At 72.6% G+C, this 18,620-nt stretch carries 18 protein-coding genes; 5 read left to right on the top strand and 13 right to left on the bottom strand.

Translation table 11 applies throughout. The features are described from left to right. Positions 1 to 5: 5 nt before the first annotated feature. The 6 genes from ACWD3O_RS32700 to ACWD3O_RS32675 form a co-directional block, all read right to left on the bottom strand. Positions 6 to 1,334: an MFS transporter gene (locus ACWD3O_RS32700; RefSeq protein WP_451418380.1), complete on the bottom strand. Its 1,329-nt coding sequence runs from the start codon at positions 1,332 to 1,334 to the stop codon at positions 6 to 8. A 3-nt stretch (positions 1,335 to 1,337) separates the two neighbouring features. Then, positions 1,338 to 2,156: an ABC transporter ATP-binding protein gene (locus tag ACWD3O_RS32695; protein WP_451414050.1), complete on the bottom strand. Its 819-nt coding sequence runs from the start codon at positions 2,154 to 2,156 to the stop codon at positions 1,338 to 1,340. Continuing rightward, complete coding sequence (locus ACWD3O_RS32690) at positions 2,153 to 3,214, bottom strand: FecCD family ABC transporter permease (RefSeq protein WP_451418379.1); 1,062 nt, start codon at positions 3,212 to 3,214, stop codon at positions 2,153 to 2,155. The genes ACWD3O_RS32695 and ACWD3O_RS32690 overlap by 4 nt, the downstream gene beginning before the upstream one ends. Next, entirely contained in the window at positions 3,211 to 4,254 is a 1,044-nt protein-coding gene (locus ACWD3O_RS32685; protein WP_451418378.1) for a FecCD family ABC transporter permease, read from the bottom strand. Before ACWD3O_RS32685 ends, ACWD3O_RS32690 begins: the two co-directional genes overlap by 4 nt. Further along, positions 4,251 to 5,306, bottom strand: coding sequence for an iron-siderophore ABC transporter substrate-binding protein (locus ACWD3O_RS32680; protein ID WP_451418377.1), 1,056 nt, complete (start codon positions 5,304 to 5,306; stop codon positions 4,251 to 4,253). Before ACWD3O_RS32680 ends, ACWD3O_RS32685 begins: the two co-directional genes overlap by 4 nt. Before the next feature lie 155 nt (positions 5,307 to 5,461). Next, complete coding sequence (locus ACWD3O_RS32675) at positions 5,462 to 6,232, bottom strand: AraC family transcriptional regulator (RefSeq protein WP_451414054.1); 771 nt, start codon at positions 6,230 to 6,232, stop codon at positions 5,462 to 5,464. A 168-nt stretch (positions 6,233 to 6,400) separates the two neighbouring features. On the opposite strand from ACWD3O_RS32675, the gene ACWD3O_RS32670 reads away from it, so the two are divergent. Then, positions 6,401 to 7,978 (top strand): DUF2637 domain-containing protein, encoded by a 1,578-nt coding sequence (locus ACWD3O_RS32670; RefSeq protein WP_451418376.1) that lies wholly within the window; start codon positions 6,401 to 6,403, stop codon positions 7,976 to 7,978. A 121-nt stretch (positions 7,979 to 8,099) separates the two neighbouring features. Here the strand turns inward: ACWD3O_RS32670 and lysS are convergent, their stop codons facing one another. Then, on the bottom strand, positions 8,100 to 9,860 hold the full coding sequence (gene lysS / locus ACWD3O_RS32665) for a lysine--tRNA ligase (protein ID WP_451418375.1): 1,761 nt from the start codon (positions 9,858 to 9,860) through the stop codon (positions 8,100 to 8,102). A 200-nt stretch (positions 9,861 to 10,060) separates the two neighbouring features. On the opposite strand from lysS, the gene argS reads away from it, so the two are divergent. Together argS and ACWD3O_RS32655 are read left to right on the top strand one after the other, a co-directional pair. Then, the gene (argS, locus tag ACWD3O_RS32660; protein ID WP_451418383.1) at positions 10,061 to 11,857 is read left to right on the top strand and encodes an arginine--tRNA ligase; all 1,797 of its coding nucleotides are present in this window, start codon (positions 10,061 to 10,063) and stop codon (positions 11,855 to 11,857) included. 101 nt (positions 11,858 to 11,958) lie between these two features. After that, positions 11,959 to 12,801 (top strand): DUF4253 domain-containing protein, encoded by an 843-nt coding sequence (locus ACWD3O_RS32655; protein WP_451418374.1) that lies wholly within the window; start codon positions 11,959 to 11,961, stop codon positions 12,799 to 12,801. 21 nt (positions 12,802 to 12,822) lie between these two features. Here ACWD3O_RS32655 and ACWD3O_RS32650 read toward each other — a convergent pair whose 3' ends face one another. Beyond that, complete coding sequence (locus ACWD3O_RS32650; RefSeq protein WP_451414058.1) at positions 12,823 to 14,301, bottom strand: AAA family ATPase; 1,479 nt, start codon at positions 14,299 to 14,301, stop codon at positions 12,823 to 12,825. 73 nt (positions 14,302 to 14,374) lie between these two features. Continuing rightward, positions 14,375 to 14,785: an ATP-binding protein gene (locus ACWD3O_RS32645; RefSeq protein ID WP_451414059.1), complete on the bottom strand. Its 411-nt coding sequence runs from the start codon at positions 14,783 to 14,785 to the stop codon at positions 14,375 to 14,377. An 87-nt stretch (positions 14,786 to 14,872) separates the two neighbouring features. On the opposite strand from ACWD3O_RS32645, the gene ACWD3O_RS32640 reads away from it, so the two are divergent. Then, positions 14,873 to 15,694: a helix-turn-helix domain-containing protein gene (locus ACWD3O_RS32640; protein ID WP_451418373.1), complete on the top strand. Its 822-nt coding sequence runs from the start codon at positions 14,873 to 14,875 to the stop codon at positions 15,692 to 15,694. Next, on the top strand, positions 15,691 to 15,936 hold the full coding sequence (locus tag ACWD3O_RS32635; RefSeq protein WP_451418372.1) for a DUF397 domain-containing protein: 246 nt from the start codon (positions 15,691 to 15,693) through the stop codon (positions 15,934 to 15,936). Before ACWD3O_RS32640 ends, ACWD3O_RS32635 begins: the two co-directional genes overlap by 4 nt. Here the strand turns inward: ACWD3O_RS32635 and ACWD3O_RS32630 are convergent. From ACWD3O_RS32630 to hemB, 4 genes are all read right to left on the bottom strand, one after another. Further along, positions 15,920 to 16,294 carry a DUF805 domain-containing protein gene (locus ACWD3O_RS32630; RefSeq protein WP_451418371.1) on the bottom strand — a complete coding sequence of 125 codons (375 nt, stop codon included), beginning with the start codon at positions 16,292 to 16,294 and terminating at the stop codon, positions 15,920 to 15,922. The genes ACWD3O_RS32635 and ACWD3O_RS32630 overlap by 17 nt on opposite strands. Positions 16,295 to 16,397: 103 nt before the next feature. Further along, positions 16,398 to 16,829 carry a hypothetical protein gene (locus tag ACWD3O_RS32625; RefSeq protein ID WP_451418370.1) on the bottom strand — a complete coding sequence of 144 codons (432 nt, stop codon included), beginning with the start codon at positions 16,827 to 16,829 and terminating at the stop codon, positions 16,398 to 16,400. A gap of 22 nt (positions 16,830 to 16,851) precedes the next feature. Next, positions 16,852 to 17,442, bottom strand: coding sequence for a hypothetical protein (locus ACWD3O_RS32620; RefSeq protein ID WP_451418369.1), 591 nt, complete (start codon positions 17,440 to 17,442; stop codon positions 16,852 to 16,854). A 103-nt stretch (positions 17,443 to 17,545) separates the two neighbouring features. Beyond that, positions 17,546 to 18,538, bottom strand: coding sequence for a porphobilinogen synthase (gene hemB / locus ACWD3O_RS32615; protein ID WP_451418368.1), 993 nt, complete (start codon positions 18,536 to 18,538; stop codon positions 17,546 to 17,548). Positions 18,539 to 18,620: the final 82 nt, after the last annotated feature.

Below are 18,620 nucleotides of genomic sequence, written 5' to 3'. Positions count from 1 at the left end.
CGGCCTCATCGGCTCTCCCCCTCCGGCTCGGAGGCGGAAACGACGGGCCCCTCCGCGGGAGCGGTGGGGCCCGCTTCCTGGGCCCGGCGCCGTACGGCGTCCTCGTCGGTGCGGGAGTCGTAGGCGAGCAGCCGGGGCAGGGCCATGGTGAGCAGGCCCACCGCGGCGACGCAGGCCAGGCCGCCGCTCCAGATGGCCGGGCGGGCGCCGGTCCAGCCCGCCATCGCGCCGGCGCGGACCTGGCCGAGCTGCGGGCCGACGCTGTAGGAGAGGACCTCGATGCCGGCGAGGCGCCCGCGCAGCCGGTCGGGGATGGTCTGGTTCCAGATGGTCGACCGGCCCAGCCCGCTGAGCATGTCCCCCGCCCCGGCCAGGGCGAGGCAGGCCAGCACCAGCCAGACCTCGGACGTCCAGCCGGCCGCCGCCATGGCCAGGCCCCAGCCGGCGGCGCCGAACACCACCAGCAGGCCGTGCCGCCGGGTGCGGGACACCCAGCCGCTGGTCAGGCTGACCAGCAGCGACCCGACGGCTCCGGCCGAGTACATGAGCCCGAGCGACCACTGGGCGTCCAGGTCGTCGGCGAGGAAGGGGAAGATGGTGTTCGGGAAGGCGAAGAACATCGCCGCCAGGTCGATGGCGTACGTGCCCAGCAGCACCGGCCTGGACCAGGCGTACCGGGCCCCTTCCACGATGCCCCGCCAGGACGGCTTGGCCGCGTGCTCGACGGGCGGCGCGGGGCTGAGCCGGCGGCACATCAGGACCGAGACGGCGAAGCAGGCGACGGTGGTGGCGTACGCGGGGACGTTGCCGGCGTAGGCGACGACGAGCCCGGCCAGGGCGGGTCCGGCGATCGCGCCGGCCTGCCAGCGCAGCGCGTTCAGCGCGGCCGCCGCGGCGAGCTGGTCGTGCGGGACGATGCGGGCCAGCAGGGAGTCCAGCGCCGGGCGCTGCAGCCCGGCGAGTGCCGCCACCCCGGCCGCCACCACGTACAGCGGCCACAGGCTGGGCCGCGGCAGCATCGCGTTGAGCAGGAGCACGACGGCGAGCAGTCCGAGGCCCGCCTCGGTCAGCAGGATGACCTTGCGCCGGTCCACGGCGTCGGCGAGTGCGCCGCCGTAGAGGCCGAAGACCACCAGGGGGACGAGTTCGACGGCGCCCATCACGCCGACCGCGAGCGGTGAGCCGGTCAGCTCCTTGATCTGGAGCGGCAGCGCGATCAGGGCCATGACGCTGCCGAGGTAGGTCACCAGGCCCTGGGACCACAGGAGGCGGAAGTCCCGGGAGGAGCGCCAGGGGGCGAGGTCGGGCAGCAGCGCGGCGAGCTTGGGGGCCATGGTTCAGCGGCTCCCGGCCGGTGCGGTCGAGTGGTGGCGTCCGATCGGCAGGACGAGGGGCTTGCCGGAGACCGGGTCCTCGATGACGCGGCTCTCCATGCCGTAGACCGCCCGGACCGTCTCCTCGGTCATCACCTCCGCGGTGGTTCCGGCGGCGTGCAGGCGTCCGGAGGCCAGGGCCACGAGCCGGTCGGCGTAGCGTGCGGCCAGGTTGAGGTCGTGCAGGACCATGACGATCGTGGTGCCGCGGGTCCGGTTCAGGTCGGTGAGCAGGTCGAGGACCTCGATCTGGTGGCTGATGTCGAGGAACGTGGTGGGCTCGTCGAGCAGCAGCAGGTCGGTCTGCTGGGCCAGCGCCATCGCGATCCACACGCGCTGGCGCTGGCCGCCGGAGAGTTCGTCGACGGCCCGGTCCATCAGGTCGGTCGTGTGGGTGGCCTCCAGGGCGGCGGCGACCGCCGCGTCGTCCTGGGCGGTCCAGCGGGAGAAGGCGCGCTGGTGGGGGTGGCGGCCGCGGCCGACCAGGTCCAGGACCGTGATGCCCTCGGGCGTGACCGGCGACTGGGGCAACAGGCCCAGGGTGCGGGCGAGTTCCTTGGCGGGGGTGCGGTGCACCTCCTTGCCGTCCAGGACGACCCGTCCGGTGCGCGGCACGAGCAGCCGGGACATGGCGCGCAGCAGGGTCGACTTGCCGCAGGCGTTGGCTCCGACGATCACCGTGATCCGTCCGGCCGCGAGGGACAGGTCCAGGCCCTCGATGACGGCACGGTCGCCGTAGCCGAGCGTGAGGTCCTCGGTGGCGAGGGTGTGCGACGCGGTCACAGTGAGCCTCCGGCCCGGTTGGTGCGGACGATCAGGTGAACGAGGTAGGGCGCGCCGAGGACGCCGGTGACGATGCCCACGGGGTAGCGGGTGTCGAAGGCGTACTGGCCGGTGAAGTCGGCGACCAGGACGAGCAGCGCGCCGACGAGCCCCGCGGGGACCAGCAGGGAGCCGCCGGTGCCCACCAGCCGGGCGGCGATCGGCCCGGAGAGGAAGGCGACGAAGGCGATCGGTCCGGCGGCCGCGGTCGCGAACGCGATGAGCCCGACGGCCGCGACGATCACCGTGACGCGGGTGCGTTCGACGCGGACGCCGAGGGCGGAGGCGGTGTCGTCGCCCAGGCTCAGCGCGCTGAGGTCGCGGGCCCGGGCCAGCAGCAGCGGTCCGCAGACGAGCAGGGCGACGACGGCGGGCAGGGTCTCCTGCCAGGTGCTGCCGTTGAGGCTGCCGGTGAGCCAGCGCATGGCCTCCTGGAGGTCCCATTCGCCGGCCTGCGACAGGACGTAGGAGGTGACGCTGTCGAGCAGGGCGGCGACGCCGATGCCGATCAGGATGAGCCGGGTGCCGGCGACCCCGTCGCGGAACGCGAGGGTGTACATGAGCAGGGCCACTCCGAGCGCGGCGGCGATCGCCACGACCGACACCTCGGTCCCGCTCAGCGAGAAGGTCACGATGGCGACGGCGGCCGCCGCGCTCGCGCCCGCGCTGATGCCGATGACGTCGGGGCTGGCGAGCGGGTTGCGGAGCATGGTCTGGAAGGTGACGCCGGCCATGCCGAAGCTGAAGCCGGCGGTCAGGGCGAGCACCGCCCGCGGCAGCCGCAGCGTGCCGACGGTGAAGGACGCGCCGGGGACCTGCTCGCCCATGACCACGCGCAGCACGTCGCCGGCCGGGTAGAAGGTGTGGCCGGCCATGAGGGTGGTGACGAACGCGGCGGCGACCAGGAGCAGCAGCGCCAGGGCGATGAGCCGGCGCCGGCGGGCGCCGCGGATCCGGGCCCGGGTGACGGCCGGTTGTGCGGCGGTGGCGGCGGGGGCGCTGAGGGCTGGGGCGCTCACAGTGACTTGACCTTTTGCCTGCGGACGATGTGGATGAAGAAGGGGGCGCCGATGATGGCGGTCAGGATGCCCACGTCGATCTCGGCCGGCCGGGCCACGACGCGGCCCAGCACGTCCGCGGCCGTCAGCAGGATCGCGCCGCTCAGCGCGGAGAAGGGCAGCAGCCAGCGGTGGTCGACGCCGACCAGGAGGCGGCAGGTGTGCGGCACGACGAGTCCGACGAAGACGATCGGTCCGGCGACGGCGGTGGACGCCCCGCACAGCACGACCGCGCCGAGTGCCGCGCCGGCCCGGACCAGCGCCACCCGCTCCCCGAGTCCGGCGGCCAGGTCGTCGCCGAGGGCGAGGGAGTTGAGGGCGCGGGCGGCGGCCAGGCAGATCACGAACCCGGCGCCGAGGAAGGGCAGGACCGTGCCGAGCTGGTCCCAGGAGGCGCCTCCGACGCCGCCGATCTGCCAGAGCCGGAAGGTGTCGGAGATGTCGTTGCGCGGCAGGACGACGGCGCTGACCAGTGAGGCGAGCGCGGCCGAGATGGCGGCCCCGGCGAGCGCCAGCTTCAGCGGGGTGGCGCCGCCCCGGCCCAGCGAACCGACGGCGTACACGAAGCCGGCGGTCAGCGCCGCCCCGAGCATCGCCACCCAGATGTAGCCGGACGCGGAGGCGAGGCCGAAGTGGGCGATGGCGGTGACCACGGCCAGGGAGGCGCCCATGTTGACGCCGAGGATGCCGGGGTCGGCCAGCGGGTTGCGGGTGACGCCCTGCATGACCGCGCCGGACAGTCCGAGGGCGGCGCCGACGACGACGGCCAGGAGGGTGCGCGGTATGCGTTTGGCGACCGACGCCTCCTCCAGGGTGTGCTCCGCGCCGCCGAGCGCCGCCCACACGTCGGACCAGGCGACGGAGCGGGAGCCGAAGGCGAGGGAGGCCGCCATGACGGCGGCCAGGGCCACGGCGACGACGAGGAGCCACAGGAGGCGGACGCGCGCCGGACGCCGTATCGGGACGGTGTCCGGCGCGGTCGGGGTGGCGGTGAGTGTCACTTGACCTTGTCCGCGGCCTGGGCGAGCGCCTTCGCGTAGTCGTCGAGGACGTAGGGGATCGACAGCGGGGTGGGGTTGGCGGCGGTGGCCAGGGGGGAGGAGCTGCCGGGCAGCAGGTAGATGGAGCCCCGCTCGACCGCGGCCAGCTTCGAGGTCAGCGGGTCGGACTCGAGCGCCTTCAGCAGTTCGCCCTTGTCGTCGCCGTAGCCGGTGATGATGTCGACGTCGTTGAAGTCGTCGATGCGCTCGGCGCTCTTGGTGAGGACGAACTTCTTCGTCGACTCGGAGGGCCCGGCGACACTGGCGGGGATCTTCATGCCGAGGTCGGTGAAGAACTGCGTGCGGGTGTCGTGGACGGTGTAGAAGCCGACCTGGCTGACGTCCTTGGACGACACGTGCGTCATGAACATCGCCGTCTTGCCCTTGAGCTGCGGGTACTTGGCGGCGGTCTGCTCGATCTGCGCCTCCAGGTCGCCGATCAGCTCGTCGCCCTCGTCGGCGAGTCCGATGGCCTTGCTGTTCATGCGGATGATGTCGCGCCACGGGGTCGCCCAGGCGGCCTCGGGGTAGGCCACTACGGGGGCGATCTGACTGAGCGTCTCGTAGTCCTGCTCGGTCAGTCCGGAGTACGCGGCGAGGATCACGTCGGGCTTGGTGTCGGCGACGGCCTCGAAGTCGATGCCGTCGGTCTCGTCGAAGAGGACCGGCGTCTTGGCGCCGAGCTTCTTCAGCCGCTCCTCGGTCCAGGGCAGCACGCCGTCCCCGTCGTCGTCGCCGAAGGTGGCCTTGGCCATGCCGACGGGGACGACGCCGAGGGCGAGCGGCACCTCCTCGTTGGCCCAGTTCACGGTGGCGACGCGGGTCGGCTTCTCGGGGACGACGGTCTCGCCGAGCGCGTGCTCGACCGTCATCGGGAACTGCGCGTCGGCACCGGCGGCGGCATCGGAGGCGCCGCTGCCGTCCTGGTCACCGTCCTGGCCGCCGCCGCAGGCGGTGAGGCCGAGCAGGAGGGTCGCCGCGAGGGCGAGCGCGCGCACACGTGGAGTTCTCATCGACCCGGTCGTCACTTTCGGTTCAGGGATACGCCTCACGGCGCGGCAAGTTAGGTAAGCCTTGCCTGTCCTCACAGATTAAGGAGTCGGTGTGGGGACATCAATCGAGCCTTTTCGACAGCCCTTGTAGCGATCGGGACATCCCTCCGCGGGAGTCAGCGCACCCGGAACCTGCCGGGGGTCGTGCCCGTCGTCCGGCGGAAGGCGGCACCGAAGGCGCTCGCCGAGCGGTAGCCGACCGCGTCGGCCACCACGTCGACCTCGAAGCCGCGGGAGAGGAGCTGCACGGCGTGCTGCGCCCGCACCGCCGCCACCCACCGGGCGAAGCTCGTACCGGTCTCGCTCCGGAACACCCGGGTCAGCGTGCGGGCGCTGCACCCGAGCGAGGCCGCCCAGCCGGCCAGCGTCCGCTGATGGGCGGGGTCGGCCCGGACCGCGTCCACGATCGGCCGCAGCAGCGGGGACGTGGGCATCTGCACCAGCAGCGCGCGGGACGAGGGCCGCAGGACGTCCAGGACCGTCGCCTCGGTCACCTCCCGGGAGCGCGCGGACAGGTCCGGCTCCTCCAGCCGCTCCAGCAGCAGCCGCAGCAGCGGCGTGATGTCCACGGCCACCGGCCGGTCGGGCAGCGCGGAGACGGTGCCGTGCCGGAAGAAGTGGGCCCGGTACGCGGTGCCGGCGACCGCGGAGGCCGAGTGCAGCTGCCCCGCCGGCATCCACAGTCCCAGGGTCGGCGTCACGCACCACACCTGGGTGCCCACCACGACGGTGGACGCGCCGTGTTCGTTCCAGAGCAGCTCGTGCCACGGGTGGGAGTGCTCGTTCCAGGCCGTGTCGGTGGCGACGACCTCCTCGTACCCCTGGATCACGAAGGGCACGTCCACCTCGCCGGCGGCGAGCGCCGGCAGCTCCCTGGTGACACGCATGCGGTCAGGCTAACCGGCACCCTCCCGGGTGCGAGACGTCCCCTACGTCCGGCGCCGTCCGACTCGCTCGGCACCTCGAGGGTGCCGGTGCGGTCGACCGACCGCCCGGCACCCGTACACATGTGCAACCCTGGTGCGCGCAACAGGACAGTCTGGAAGGGGAGTCAGGTGGCCGCGCCACAGCTCACACGGACGCATCGCATCCTCATCGGGGTGGTGATCGCGGGCGCCGTGGTCATCGCCGCGATCGGCTTCGCCGGGTCGTACGCGGCCGTGAAGGAACTCGCCTTCCAGAAGGGCTTCGGGAACTTCTCCTACGTCTTCCCGATCGGCATCGACGCCGGCATCTGCGTGCTGCTGGCGCTCGACCTGTTGCTGACGTGGATCCGCATCCCGTTCCCGATGCTCCGGCAGACGGCCTGGCTGCTGACGGCCGCGACGATCGCCTTCAACGGCGCCGCCGCCTGGCCGGACCCGCTGGGCGTCGGCATGCACGCCATCATCCCGGTCCTGTTCGTGGTCGCCGTCGAGGCCGCCCGGCACGCCATCGGCCGCATCGCCGACATCACGGCCGACAAGCACATGGAGGGCGTCCGCCTCACCCGGTGGCTGCTGTCGCCGGTCCCCACCTTCCTCCTGTGGCGCCGGATGAAGCTGTGGGAGCTGCGCTCCTACGACGAGGTGATCAAGCTGGAGCAGGAGCGGCTGGTCTACCGGACCCGGCTGCGGGCCCGCTTCGGGCGCGGCTGGCGGCGCAAGGCCCCGGTGGAGTCGCTGATGCCGCTGCGGCTCGCCAAGTACGGCGTCCCGCTGGCCGACACCGCCGCGGAGGGTCTCGCGGCGGCGGGCATCGAGCCCGCGGTGGTCCCGGCCGCGGAGGTGGAGCGCGAGGACCGCCGCCGCCAGGCCGGCCCCGCCGCGGCCACCGCCGCCGAGCCGGCGCCGGAACTGGAGAGCGCCGCCCGCCGCCAGGCCCCCGGCCCGCACGAGCAGGACCCGTGGCAGCAGGAGCAGCGCGGCCACCGGCAGCAGCCGCAGGACGCGCAGGCGTACGCCGGGCCGCAGCAGACCCCCGCCGACCAGCGGATCCACTACGACGAGAACGGCAGCGCCTGGTTCTACGACCCGCGCCTCGGCAGCTACAGCCCGGCCACGTACCAGCCGGACCCCGCCACCGAGCAGTGGTACGCCCAGCAGGATCCGCAGCAGCCCGCGCAGGGCGGCCAAGGCGGCCAAGGCGGCCAGGGCCCCCAAGGCACGCAGCAGTTCGCCCAGGATTTCCCGGCCCAGGGCTTCCCCGCCCAGGACTACCCCGCGCAGGACTTCCCGCCCTCCCCCGAGGACACCGGCACCTTCCCGGTCCCCGTCGGCCAGCCCGGCGGCCGCACCCGGCAGCTCGGCGAGGGCGCCCAGCCCGAGACCGAGCCGCTGCCCGAGCCGGCGCCCGAGCCGGGGCCCGGCCCCACGCCGGAGCCGCAGCCGGAGGTCAGCATCCCCGGCCAGCGCCAGGAGCAGCAGCCGGCCTCCCGCGCCACGGTGGAGTTCGAGGACGAGAAGGAACGCGAGGACGCGTACTACCAGGTCTTCCGCCGTGCCATAGACGGCAGCCTGCCGACCCCGCGTCAGCTGGGCGAGATCCTCGAGGCGGAGTACGGCCACACCTTCACGCCCACCGAGCTGAAGGAGTACGTGGACCGCTTCGCCGTCCGCTACGACGTCGAACTGGCCCAGGACCACATCGCCTGAGCAGGCCCCGAGCAGCGCTGAGCAGCCCCCGAGCGGGCGTGAGCGGCGCGCAGCCCCGAACGCACCGGTGCCCCGGTGGTCGTCACGACCACCGGGGCACCGTCGTCCCGCGCCGGCCCGGTCAGGCCGCGGCGCCGCCGAGCAGGCGACGCACGCGGTCCGCGCCCACCGCCAGCAGCAGCGTGGGCAGCCGCGGGCCGGTGTCCTTGGAGACCAGCAGCTGGTACAGCAGCGCGAAGAACTCCCGCTGCGCCGTCTTGATCTCCGGCGGCAGCTCCTTCGGCGTGGCGTCGGCCGAGAACCCGGCCTGCACCTTGGGCACGCCGTAGACGAGGTGGGTCAGGCCGTCCAGCGACCAGTGGTCGTCCAGCCCGTCCAGCAGCAGCCGCAGCGACTCCCGCGAGGTGTCGTCCAGCGAGCCCAGGAGCTCCGCGTCCGGCTCGTCGCGGACGATGGTGCGCTGGTCCGCCGGGACGTGGGTGTTGATCCACGCCTCCGCCTTGTCGTACCGCGGCCGCGCCTCGTCCAGCGAGGACAGCGGGTGGGCCGGGTCGAGGTCGCTGAGGATCCGCAGCGCCTGGTCCTGGTGGCCGCCGGTGATGTCGGCGACCGAGGCCAGCGTCCGGTACGGCAGCGGGCGCGGCGTGCCCGGCAGCTCACCGGCGGCGGTGGAGGCGGCGCGGGTGTGGGCGGCGATGTCGCCCGGCAGCGCGCTGCCGTCCTTCACCTTGGCCTCCAGGCGGTCCCACTCGTCGTAGAGCCGCTGGATCTCCTGGTCGAAGGCGACCTTGAACGACTGGTTGGGCTTGCGCCGGGCGTACAGCCACCGCAGGATCTGCGGCTCCATGATCTTCAGCGCGTCGGCCGGCGTGGGCACGCCGCCCTTGCTGGAGGACATCTTCGCCATGCCGCTGATGCCGACGAAGGCGTACATCGGGCCGATCGGCTGCTTGCCGCCGAAGATCTCGACGATCTGTCCGCCCACCTGGAAGCTGGACCCGGGCGACGAGTGGTCCACGCCGGACGGTTCGAAGATCACGCCCTCGAACGCCCACCGCATCGGCCAGTCGACCTTCCAGACCAGCTTGCCGCGGTCGAACTCGCTGAGCAGCACCGTCTCGGTGAACCCGCAGGTCGTGCAGGCGTACGCCATCTCCGTGGACGCGTCGTCGTAGGAGGTGACGGTGGTGAAGTCCTTGCCGCAGTTCCCGCAGTACGGCTTGTACGGGAAGTAGCCGCCGGCCGCGGACGACCCGTCGTCCTCGTCGGCCGCGCCGGAGCCCTCGGCGGCCTCCAGCTCGGCCTCGTCCACCGGCTTCTGCTGCTGCTTGAGCTGCTGGGCCGGGTCCTTCTTCTTGGTCCGGTACTGCGCCAGGACGGCGTCGATGTCGCCGCGGTGCTTCATCGCGTGCAGGATCTGCTCGCGGTAGACGCCCGTGGTGTACTGCTCGGTCTGGCTGATGCCGTCGAACTCGACGCCCAGCCGGCCCAGCGACTCGACCATCGCGGCCTTGAAGTGCTCCGCCCAGTTCGGGTGCTCGGAGCCCTTCGGCGCGGGGACGGAGGTCAGCGGCTTGCCGATGTGCTCGGCCCAGGACTCGTCGACGCCCTCGACGCCGTTGGGGACCTTGCGGTACCGGTCGTAGTCGTCCCAGGAGATCAGGTGCCGGACCTGGTGTCCGCGGCGGCGGATCTCGTCGGCGACCAGGTGCGGGGTCATCACCTCGCGCAGGTTGCCCAGGTGGATCGGGCCGGAGGGCGACAGGCCGGACGCGACGACCACGGGTTTCCCAGGGGCCCGACGCTCCGACTCCTCGATGACCTCATCCGCGAAACGGGAGACCCAGTCGGTGGTCTCGGTGCTCTGAGCCACGATCGGCACGTCCTTCTTTCCTGAGGGGAGACGCCCGGCCGCCGCGACGCCCGCGCGGCCGTGTCGTCCATTCTCCCAGGTGCGGCCCCCACGGTGAAAACGCCTTTCCCTCCAGCCCCACCGCACGGCGAAACGGCGAGGCGGCGGCGGTGCCCGAGATGGGATACTGGCCGGGCTCACCCATCTTCGAGGAGAACGGCACCCACTCCATGACCTCGGTCAAGTCCCTCACCGCCTCCGTCCACGCGCGCCTCGCGGACGCCCTCTCGGCTGCCCTGCCGGAGGCCGCTCCCGCGGACCCGCTGCTGCGACGAAGCGACAGGGCTGACTACCAGGCCAACGGAATCCTCGCCCTGGCCAAGAAGGCCAAGGCCAACCCGCGCGAGCTGGCCACGCGGGTCGTGGAGCAGGTCGTCACCGGTGACGTGATCAAGGACATCGAGGTCTCCGGCCCCGGCTTCCTCAACGTCACCGTCTCCGACAAGGCGATCACCGAGAACCTTGCCGCGCGTGCCGCGGACTCCTCGGGCCGCCTCGGCGTCCCGCAGCGCGAGGAGACCGGCACCACGGTCATCGACTACGCGCAGCCGAACGTCGCCAAGGAGATGCACGTCGGTCACCTGCGCTCCGCGGTGATCGGCGACGCGGTGCGCCGCATCCTGGACTTCACCGGCGAGAAGACCGTCGGCCGTCACCACATCGGCGACTGGGGCACCCAGTTCGGCATGCTCATCCAGTACCTGATCGAGCACCCGCACGAGCTGGACCACAAGGCCGACCCGCAGGCGGACGTCGAGGCGGCCGGCGAGGAGGCGATGTCCAACCTGAACCGCCTCTACAAGGCCTCCCGCGCGGTCTTCGACTCCGACGAGGTGTTCAAGACCCGTGCCCGCAAGCGCGTCGTCGCCCTGCAGTCCGGCGACGAGGAGACCCTCGCCCTGTGGCAGCGGTTCGTGGACGAGTCGAAGATCTACTTCTACTCCGTCTTCGACAAGCTGGACATGCCGGTGGCGGACGAGGAGATCGTCGGCGAGTCGGCGTACAACCACATGATGGCCGAGACCGCCCGCCTCCTGGAGGAGTCCGGCGTCGCGGTCCGCTCCGAGGGCGCGCTGGTCGTCTTCTTCGACGAGATCCGCGGCAAGGACGACAAGCCGGTCCCGCTGATCGTGCAGAAGGCCGACGGCGGCTTCGGCTACGCCGCCTCCGACCTCTCCGCCATCCGCGACCGCGTGTTCACGCTGAAGGCCGACACGCTGCTGTACGTCGTGGACGCCCGGCAGGCGCTGCACTTCCGCATGGTCTTCGAGACGGCCCGCCGCGCCGGCTGGCTGAACGAGGACGTGAAGGCCGTGCACCTGGAGTTCGGCACGGTCCTCGGCAAGGACGGCAAGCCGTTCAAGACCCGTGAGGGCGAGACCGTCCGTCTGGAGGACCTCCTCGACGAGGCCTCCGAGCGGGCGGCGTCGGTCGTGCGCGAGAAGGCGGAGAACCTGCCGGAGGGCGAGCGCCTCACCGAGGAGGAGATCCTCGAGCGCGGCGCCCAGGTCGGCGTGGGCGCGGTCAAGTACGCGGACCTGTCCACCTCCGCGAACCGCGACTACAAGTTCGACCTCGACCAGATGGTCTCCCTCAACGGCGACACCTCGGTGTACCTCCAGTACGCCTACGCCCGTATCCGCTCCATCTTCCGCCAGGTCGGCGACCTCCAGCCGGTCGCCCACCCGGAGCTGGAGCTGCACGAGGCGGAGCGCGCGCTGGGCCTCCACCTGGACGCCTTCGGCGACCTGATCACCGAGGCCGCCGCCGAGTACGCCCCGCACAAGCTGACCGCCTACCTGTTCCAGCTGGCGTCCCACTTCACGACCTTCTACGACAAGTGCCGGGTGAAGGACGCCCCCACGCAGGAGCTCCGGGAGAACCGCCTCCTGCTCTGCGACCTCACCGCCCGCACCCTCCACAAGGGCCTCGACCTCCTGGGCATCCGGACCCCCGAGCGCCTGTAGTCCCACCCGGTCCCTGTCACACCCCCGGAGGCCCGGCGCGTTCCCCGCGCCGGGCCTCCGGCCGTCCCGGTTGTCGGTGCCGCCCCCTACAGTCCAGGCCCATGGCCAGCCTTCCCAACGCCCTCGCGAACCCGTCCTCCGTGCTCCGGCTGCCGCCGGGCCGGCTCGTCGACGCCACCGTCGACGGGCCGTGGCACGAGCCGCTGCTCTGGTGCGGGGACAAGCCCGTGGCGCCCGGCGACTGGGCCTCGCTGCGGGCGGCCGGCCGCGACCTCGGGCTGCTGCCCGTCCTCCTCGACGTCGACACGCCGCGGGGCGGCCCCGAGGACTGGGACCTCGACCCCGCCCGCGTGTCGTACCCCGGGGACCACGACGCGTACGAGGTCCTGGACGACTACCGGTCCGACTTCGGCTTCGACCTCGACTCCGGCCTCGACTCCGACTTCGCGGAGAACGGGGACGGGGACGGGGGCGACCCGGACGAGCAGGACGCCGCCCCCGGCGCCTGGCAGGGCCTCGCCCCCGCCACGGAACCCCACCCCGACCCGGACCGCGACGCCGCCGAGACCGCGGACGTCCTCGCCGACGGCGTCCCGTGGCTCCACCACCTGCGCCCCGCCCTCGTCCCGGCCCGCCGCAGCGCGGACATACCGGCGGCCGTCGGCTGGTCCGGCCCGGTGAACCACGACAACGACGTGGCCCGCCTCTGCGCCGTCCTGCGCTCCTGGGAGGACCGCTTCGGCGCCCGCGTCCTCGCCCTCACCTTCGACCAGCTGGTCCTCTCGGTCGCCGCCCCGCCCACCACCCTCCAGCACGCCGAGGAGGTCGCCGCCGAGCACTATGCCTTCTGCCCCGACAACATCGACCAGGGCGTCTCCCCGCTCTCCCGCTACGCGCGGGACGCGGTCCTCGACACCCATCTGTGGCGCTTCTGGTGGGACTGAGCCCGGCGCACCGTCGCCCCGTCAGGCCACCGCACGCCCGTACAACTCCGGCAGCCCGATCAGCCCGACCCCGGGATCCGCGGCCGCCGCCGCTCGCGCCTTGTCGTCGAAGCCCGCTCCGCTGAAGCACAGCAGCCGGGTGCGGCTCGTGTCGTACCGGCCGGACCGGGCGATGAGGTCACGGATGCGGCGCAGGCGGTCGATGTGGGCGATGCCCATGGTGTCGTTCCACTTCGCCTCACCGATCGCCAGCAGCGGCGGCTTCGCCCCCTCGGCGACGCCGACCACCGCGACGTCGACCTCGTGCGAGGCACGCGCCGACGGGTCGCTCACCACTCCGTGCCCGACGTGCGCCGGAAGCCCGCCCATGACGTCCGGGTCGGCGTGGTGCAGCGCCCACTCGCGGCACACCTCCTCGAAGTGCGGCCCGAGCACGTTGGACGCGAAACGCCGCCGGCTCGCCTGCCAGACCCGTGCCGCGCTGCCCGGACGCTCCAACTGGGGCCACACCGGCCGCATGACCGCGTGGTAGAAGGCGATCAGAGGTTCCGCGATGCGGTAGGTGGACCGGTTGGCCCGGAAGGCGTCGGCCTCCCGCCGCAACAGCCCCGCGTCCTCCAGCACATTGATCGGATGGGCGATGTCGGTCGCCTTGCGCTCCAGGAAGCCGGCCATCCCACTGCGCGTGTTGTTCCCCTCCGCCACCGCCCCCAGCACCGACAGGTACAGCGCGGTGTCCCTGAGGTCGGGCTCCTCCGCCAGCAGGTACCGGGCCTCCCGGAAGAGCGGCGTCTCCGGATTGAGGACGGTGCGGACGACCCAGTCGTCGAAGTCCTCCGGCCCGGTCGGCGCGTCGCCCCGCGCGAACTCCCGTCGGTACGCCGGCGTTCCCCCCACGACCGCGTGCACCCGCAGCGCGAGTGCTGGGTCCTCGATCCCCCAGAAGTCGGCAGCCAGCCGATGGTCGAGCGACCGCACCACCAGCTCCAGCCCCGCCCGGCCCCGCAAGGGCGCATTGCCCGACAGCAGTCGGCCCATGAACGACAGCGCCGATCCGCACAGCAGCAGCCGCGTCCGGGACCCGGTGCGCCCCTCACGCAACGGGCGGAACGCGTTCCGGACGACGGAGGGCAGCTCCGGAGTGGCCCTGGCGAGGTAGGGGAACTCGTCGATCACCACCGGGACGGGCCGGTCCGCGCCGAGCGCCAGCAGGGCGTCGAGCGCCTCCGCCCAGTCGGCGAAGTGAAACGGACTGGGCGGCCGGACGTGCGCGGTGAGCTCGGCACTCAGTCGGCGCAGGGACTCCGCTTCCGTGGCCTCGGTGGCCCCGAAATAGAAGCCACCCGCGGCACCGCAGGCGGCCTCCAGCAGGAATGTCTTGCCCTGGCGCCGCCGCCCGGACACCACGCCGAGCGTGGCCCCGGGCTGCTCGTCCGTGATGAAGCGGGTCAGCGCCGACCACTCGTAGTCGCGGTCGAACATGTCGGCGGGCTTCAGCAAAGGAGGGATCCCTCTTGTAGAGGTACAGTTATATAAAGTGTACCTCTACAAGCAGGCCGAGGGCCGCTGTCGCTCATCCGGCCTCGTCCCACTCGCACCACACCGCCTTGCCCGGCGCCCCCGGTCGCGGGGCGACACCCCAGCGGTCGCCGAGCGCCGCCACCAGCGGCAGCCCGCGTCCGCCCTCGGCGTCGCCCGACCCCTCGCGGATCCGCGGGTGGGCGGGCCCGCTGTCGTGGACCTCCACCCTCAGCACGCCGTCCCCGTACCGCATCCGCAGCAGCAGGCCGCGGCCGGGCGGTACCCCGTGCAGCAGCGCGTTGGTCACCAACTCACTCACGCAGAGCGCCACTTCCTCGGTCCGGCCGGCGAGCCCCCACTCCTCGAGCACGCCCACCGCGAACCGCCGCGCCGCCCGCGCCGATCGCCTGTCCCGCCGGTAGAACCGCTCCCGCAGCCCGGCGTGTTGCATCAGCTCATTCACGGGACGACTGTCACCCTGCGCGACTACAGTGCACAGTGCGTTAGCCCGTACTCGCTGCCAGTACGAGCACGACCAGGGAGGCGCCGGATGCCGACGTCGCGCAAGGCCAAGAACCCGTCCGCCATGCGCCTGCTCGGCGCGCAGATGCAGACGGCACGCCGCGCCGCGGGCCTCACCCAGCGGTCGCTCGCCGACGCCGTCCACGTGGACGCGGAGACCATCGCCTCCATCGAGCAGGGCCGCCGCCGCCTGATGCCGGACCTCGCAGGACGGCTGGACCAGGCCCTCGGCACGCGCGGCCTGCTGGCGGCGGGCGTGGAGAACCTGCCGGAGATCGACCAGTTCCCGATGTACGCCGAGCAGTACATGGTTCACGAGCGCGAGGCGATCGCGCTGTCCTTCTACGCCAACCAGGTCCTGCCCGGACTTCTGCAGACGGAGGCCTACGCCAGGGCGGTACTGCGCGAACGGGTCCCGGCGTACGACGAGGACGAGGTGGAGGCGAAAACGGCCGCTCGTGTGGCCCGCCAGGACATCCTCCGCCGCAAAGGGCCACCGACGGTCAGCTTCGTCATCTGGGAGCCGGTCCTGGCGCTCCGCTTCGGACCACCCGACATCCACCTCGAACAGCTGCGGCACCTGCGCCGGTGCGTGGAACTGCCTGGCGTAACAGTCCAGTTCATCCCGCTGGACAGCCCTTCCCACGCGGGCCTGAACGGACCGTTCGTCCTCCTGGAGACCCCGGAGCACCAGCACCTCGCCTACGTCGAGGGCCAGCGTGGCAGCCAATGGGTCTCCGGCGCCGACGAGGTGTCGATCCTGGCCTGCAAGCATGCGATGCTGCGGTCGCAGAGCATGACTCCGCAGGAGTCGAAGGCTCTGCTGGACCGACTGCTAGGAGTTTCATGAGCACCGCACTCGAGTGGTTCAAGTCGAGCCACAGCGGCAGTGAAGGCGGCGAATGCCTCGAAGTAGCCTACGTGTGGCGCAAGTCGAGCTACAGCGGCGATGAGGGCGGCGAGTGCGTCGAGGTCGCCGGCTGCCCCCACGCCGTGCACGTGCGGGACTCGAAGAACCCCGACGGCCCCACGTTCCGCGTCGGGCCGGCCGCCTGGGCGGCGTTCACCGCCGGGGTCACGCCGCGACGGTGACGGCCGGGTACTTCGGGCTGTCGCCCCACTTGTTCGGGTCCGGCTTGCCGTCCCGCAGGGCGAGCCACCAGACGACGAGCACGCCGAGCGGGACGAACACCCACAGGGCCATCAGCCCGGAGTTGCCCGTGTCGTGCAGCCGCCGGATCAGCGTGGCCACGCCCAGGCCGGTGAGGTAACCCACCACGACCGTCAGGGCGAGGTCGAGGGCGCGGACGTCGGTGAGCCCCATGAGCATCAGCGCCAACTGGTTGCCCGCCGTCATCACCACCGCGTACCGCCAGAACTCCGCCCGCCGGGCACGTCCTCGGACGGACCCGCCCTTCCTGAACACCGTGGCGATGTGCTCGTGCACCATGCCGCCCCCCTCTTCCGGCGCGTTCCCGCGCGACAGGTGACCGGCGAACCGCAGGGCACGGTGCTGAAGCTACGGCCCTTGTCCGAGGCCCGTCAACGATCATTCAGCCGTCGCCGTCGCCGTCCCCGCCCGCGTCGGCCTGCCGCTCGGCGTACGCGGCGGCGGCCTCCTCCAGCAGGCTCCAGCCGTCGACCCACGCCTCGCCCCGGACGTCGGGGTCCCAGCCACGCGCCAGCGCCACGTCCAGCAGGGCCCGGACGGCGCCCGGCGCGTGCAGGTTGAGGTGGGCGCCGTGCACCAGGCCGACGTCCCCGCTGCCCGAGGTGAACCCGTCGGCGACGATCCGCCCCGGCCCTCCGTCGAACACGATCCGCAGCGGGCCGCCCGAGCCGGAGGGCTGCGGAGACAGGGTCAGCAGCTGGCTGCAGCACACGCCGCCGCTGCCGTCCGGCACCCGGTGACGGTGGCGCTGGTTCCACAGGTACGTCCGCCCGTCGGCGACCAGGCGGCGGGATGCGTTCTCTCGGCGCGGCACGGGGTCGACCGTACCGATCCGGTCAGGCCCGCGTCCGGCCGTTGTGGCGCAGCCGGAGCCGGCGCCGGGGGTGCGAGCGGGGTTGCAGGGTCCAGTTGCGCTCCGACGCCACCCGCACGACGTGTCCGGCGCCGACGCCGCGGAAGACGCGCGCCCGGAGGACCAGTTCACGGTCCCAGGGGCGGAAGCCCGAGGACGTCTCCGCCCGCCGGGTCGCCTTCTCGACGCGCCGGTCCACCCTCGCCCGGTAGTACTCCGTGTCGCCCTCCCGCAGGAGCGAAACCGGGGTCACGCACCAGAGCGGAACGAACGGCACCCGGCCCAGCGTGGCGTCGATCATCCGCACCGCGCCGTTCTCGGCACGCGGCACCAGGTACACGAACAGCTCGACGAACGGCGCCACGCAGTACAGGCAGAACGCCAGGAGGAGCCACACCACCCACCAGACCGGCAGGAACAGCAGCGTCAGCGGAAGGAGCACCAGCCAGCGCAGCACCGCCGGGCGGGCGGGCAGCGGTCCCCAGGCGGGGTCGTCGAGGCCCGGACGCGTGGGCGAGGCGGGGGGTGCGAACGGCGCCGACGGCGGTATGGACGGTGTGGACGGTGTGGACATGGACGGCGGCTCCCCGGGTTCGCCCTCACTCGGGGCGGCACGCCCACGGGCGAGGGCGACTGTACCCAAGGGGAGACACCGCGGGGAGCCCCGTCGGCACCGGCTACCGCAGCATGCGCGCCGCCTCCACCGCCCAGTAGGTGAGGATGTTCTGCGCGCCGGCCCGCTTGATGCCGGTCAGCGTCTCCAGGATCGCCTTGTCGCGGTCGACCCAGCCCTTCTCCGCGGCGGCCTCGATCATCGAGTACTCGCCGGAGATCTGGTACGCCGCGACCGGCACGTCCACCGCGTCGGCGACCTTGGCCAGGATGTCGAGGTAGGGGCCGGCCGGCTTGACCATGACCATGTCCGCGCCCTCCTCCAGGTCGAGGGCCAGCTCGCGCAGCGACTCGCGGACGTTGGCGGGGTCCTGCTGGTACGTCTTCCGGTCGCCCTGGAGCGAGGAGCCGACGGCCTCGCGGAACGGGCCGTAGAAGGCGGAGGAGTACTTGGCGGTGTAGGCGAGGATCGAGACGTCCTCCCGCCCGATCTGGTCGAGCGCGTCGCGGATGACGCCGATCTGGCCGTCCATCATGCCGCTGGGGCCGACGACGTGGGCGCCGGCGTCCGCCTGGACCTGGGCCATCTCCGCGTACCGCTCCAGCGTCGCGTCGTTGTCCACCCGGCCCTCGTCGTCCAGGACGCCGCAGTGGCCGTGGTCGGTGAACTCGTCCAGGCACAGGTCCGACATGACGATCAGGTCGTCGCCGACCTCGGCCCGCACATCGCGCAGCGCGACCTGGAGGATGCCGTCCGGGTCCGTGCCGCAGGTGCCGAGGGCGTCCTTCTTGCCGTCCTCCGGCACGCCGAACAGCATGATCCCGGAGACCCCGGCCTCGACCGCCTCGGCCGCCGCCTTCTTCAGCGTCTCCCGCGTGTGCTGGAAGACGCCCGGCATCGAGCTGATCGGCACCGGCTCGCTCACGCCCTCCCGCACGAAGGCGGGGAGGATGAAGTCGGCGGGGTGCAGCCGGGTCTCGGCCACCATGCGTCGCATCACGGGGGTCGTACGCAGCCGCCGCGGCCGCGTACCGGGGAAGGAACCGTACGTCGTCATGCCCTCCACGCTACGCCCGCGGTAGCGGATGTTTTGCCGACGCCGGGTCGGTCCGCGGCGGCCGTACGGCCGTGCGGCGCGG

It is taken from the genome of Streptomyces sp. NPDC002640 (genome assembly GCF_053592575.1).
This window is presented reverse-complemented; position numbering and strand designations above follow the sequence as displayed.

Excerpts from the sequence above, each read along its gene's own strand:
- ACWD3O_RS32700 (WP_451418380.1), bottom strand. The coding sequence starts at position 1,334 with ATGGCCCCCAAGCTCGCCGCGCTGCTGCCCGACCTCGCCCCCTGGCGC.
- ACWD3O_RS32680 (WP_451418377.1), bottom strand. The coding sequence starts at position 5,306 with ATGAGAACTCCACGTGTGCGCGCGCTCGCCCTCGCGGCGACCCTCCTG.
- ACWD3O_RS32675 (WP_451414054.1), bottom strand. The coding sequence starts at position 6,232 with ATGCGTGTCACCAGGGAGCTGCCGGCGCTCGCCGCCGGCGAGGTGGAC.
- argS (WP_451418383.1), top strand. The coding sequence starts at position 10,061 with ATGACCTCGGTCAAGTCCCTCACCGCCTCCGTCCACGCGCGCCTCGCG.
- ACWD3O_RS32655 (WP_451418374.1), top strand. The coding sequence starts at position 11,959 with ATGGCCAGCCTTCCCAACGCCCTCGCGAACCCGTCCTCCGTGCTCCGG.
- ACWD3O_RS32640 (WP_451418373.1), top strand. The coding sequence starts at position 14,873 with ATGCCGACGTCGCGCAAGGCCAAGAACCCGTCCGCCATGCGCCTGCTC.
- ACWD3O_RS32635 (WP_451418372.1), top strand. The coding sequence starts at position 15,691 with ATGAGCACCGCACTCGAGTGGTTCAAGTCGAGCCACAGCGGCAGTGAA.
- ACWD3O_RS32630 (WP_451418371.1), bottom strand. The coding sequence starts at position 16,294 with ATGGTGCACGAGCACATCGCCACGGTGTTCAGGAAGGGCGGGTCCGTC.
- ACWD3O_RS32620 (WP_451418369.1), bottom strand. The coding sequence starts at position 17,442 with ATGTCCACACCGTCCACACCGTCCATACCGCCGTCGGCGCCGTTCGCA.
- hemB (WP_451418368.1), bottom strand. The coding sequence starts at position 18,538 with ATGACGACGTACGGTTCCTTCCCCGGTACGCGGCCGCGGCGGCTGCGT.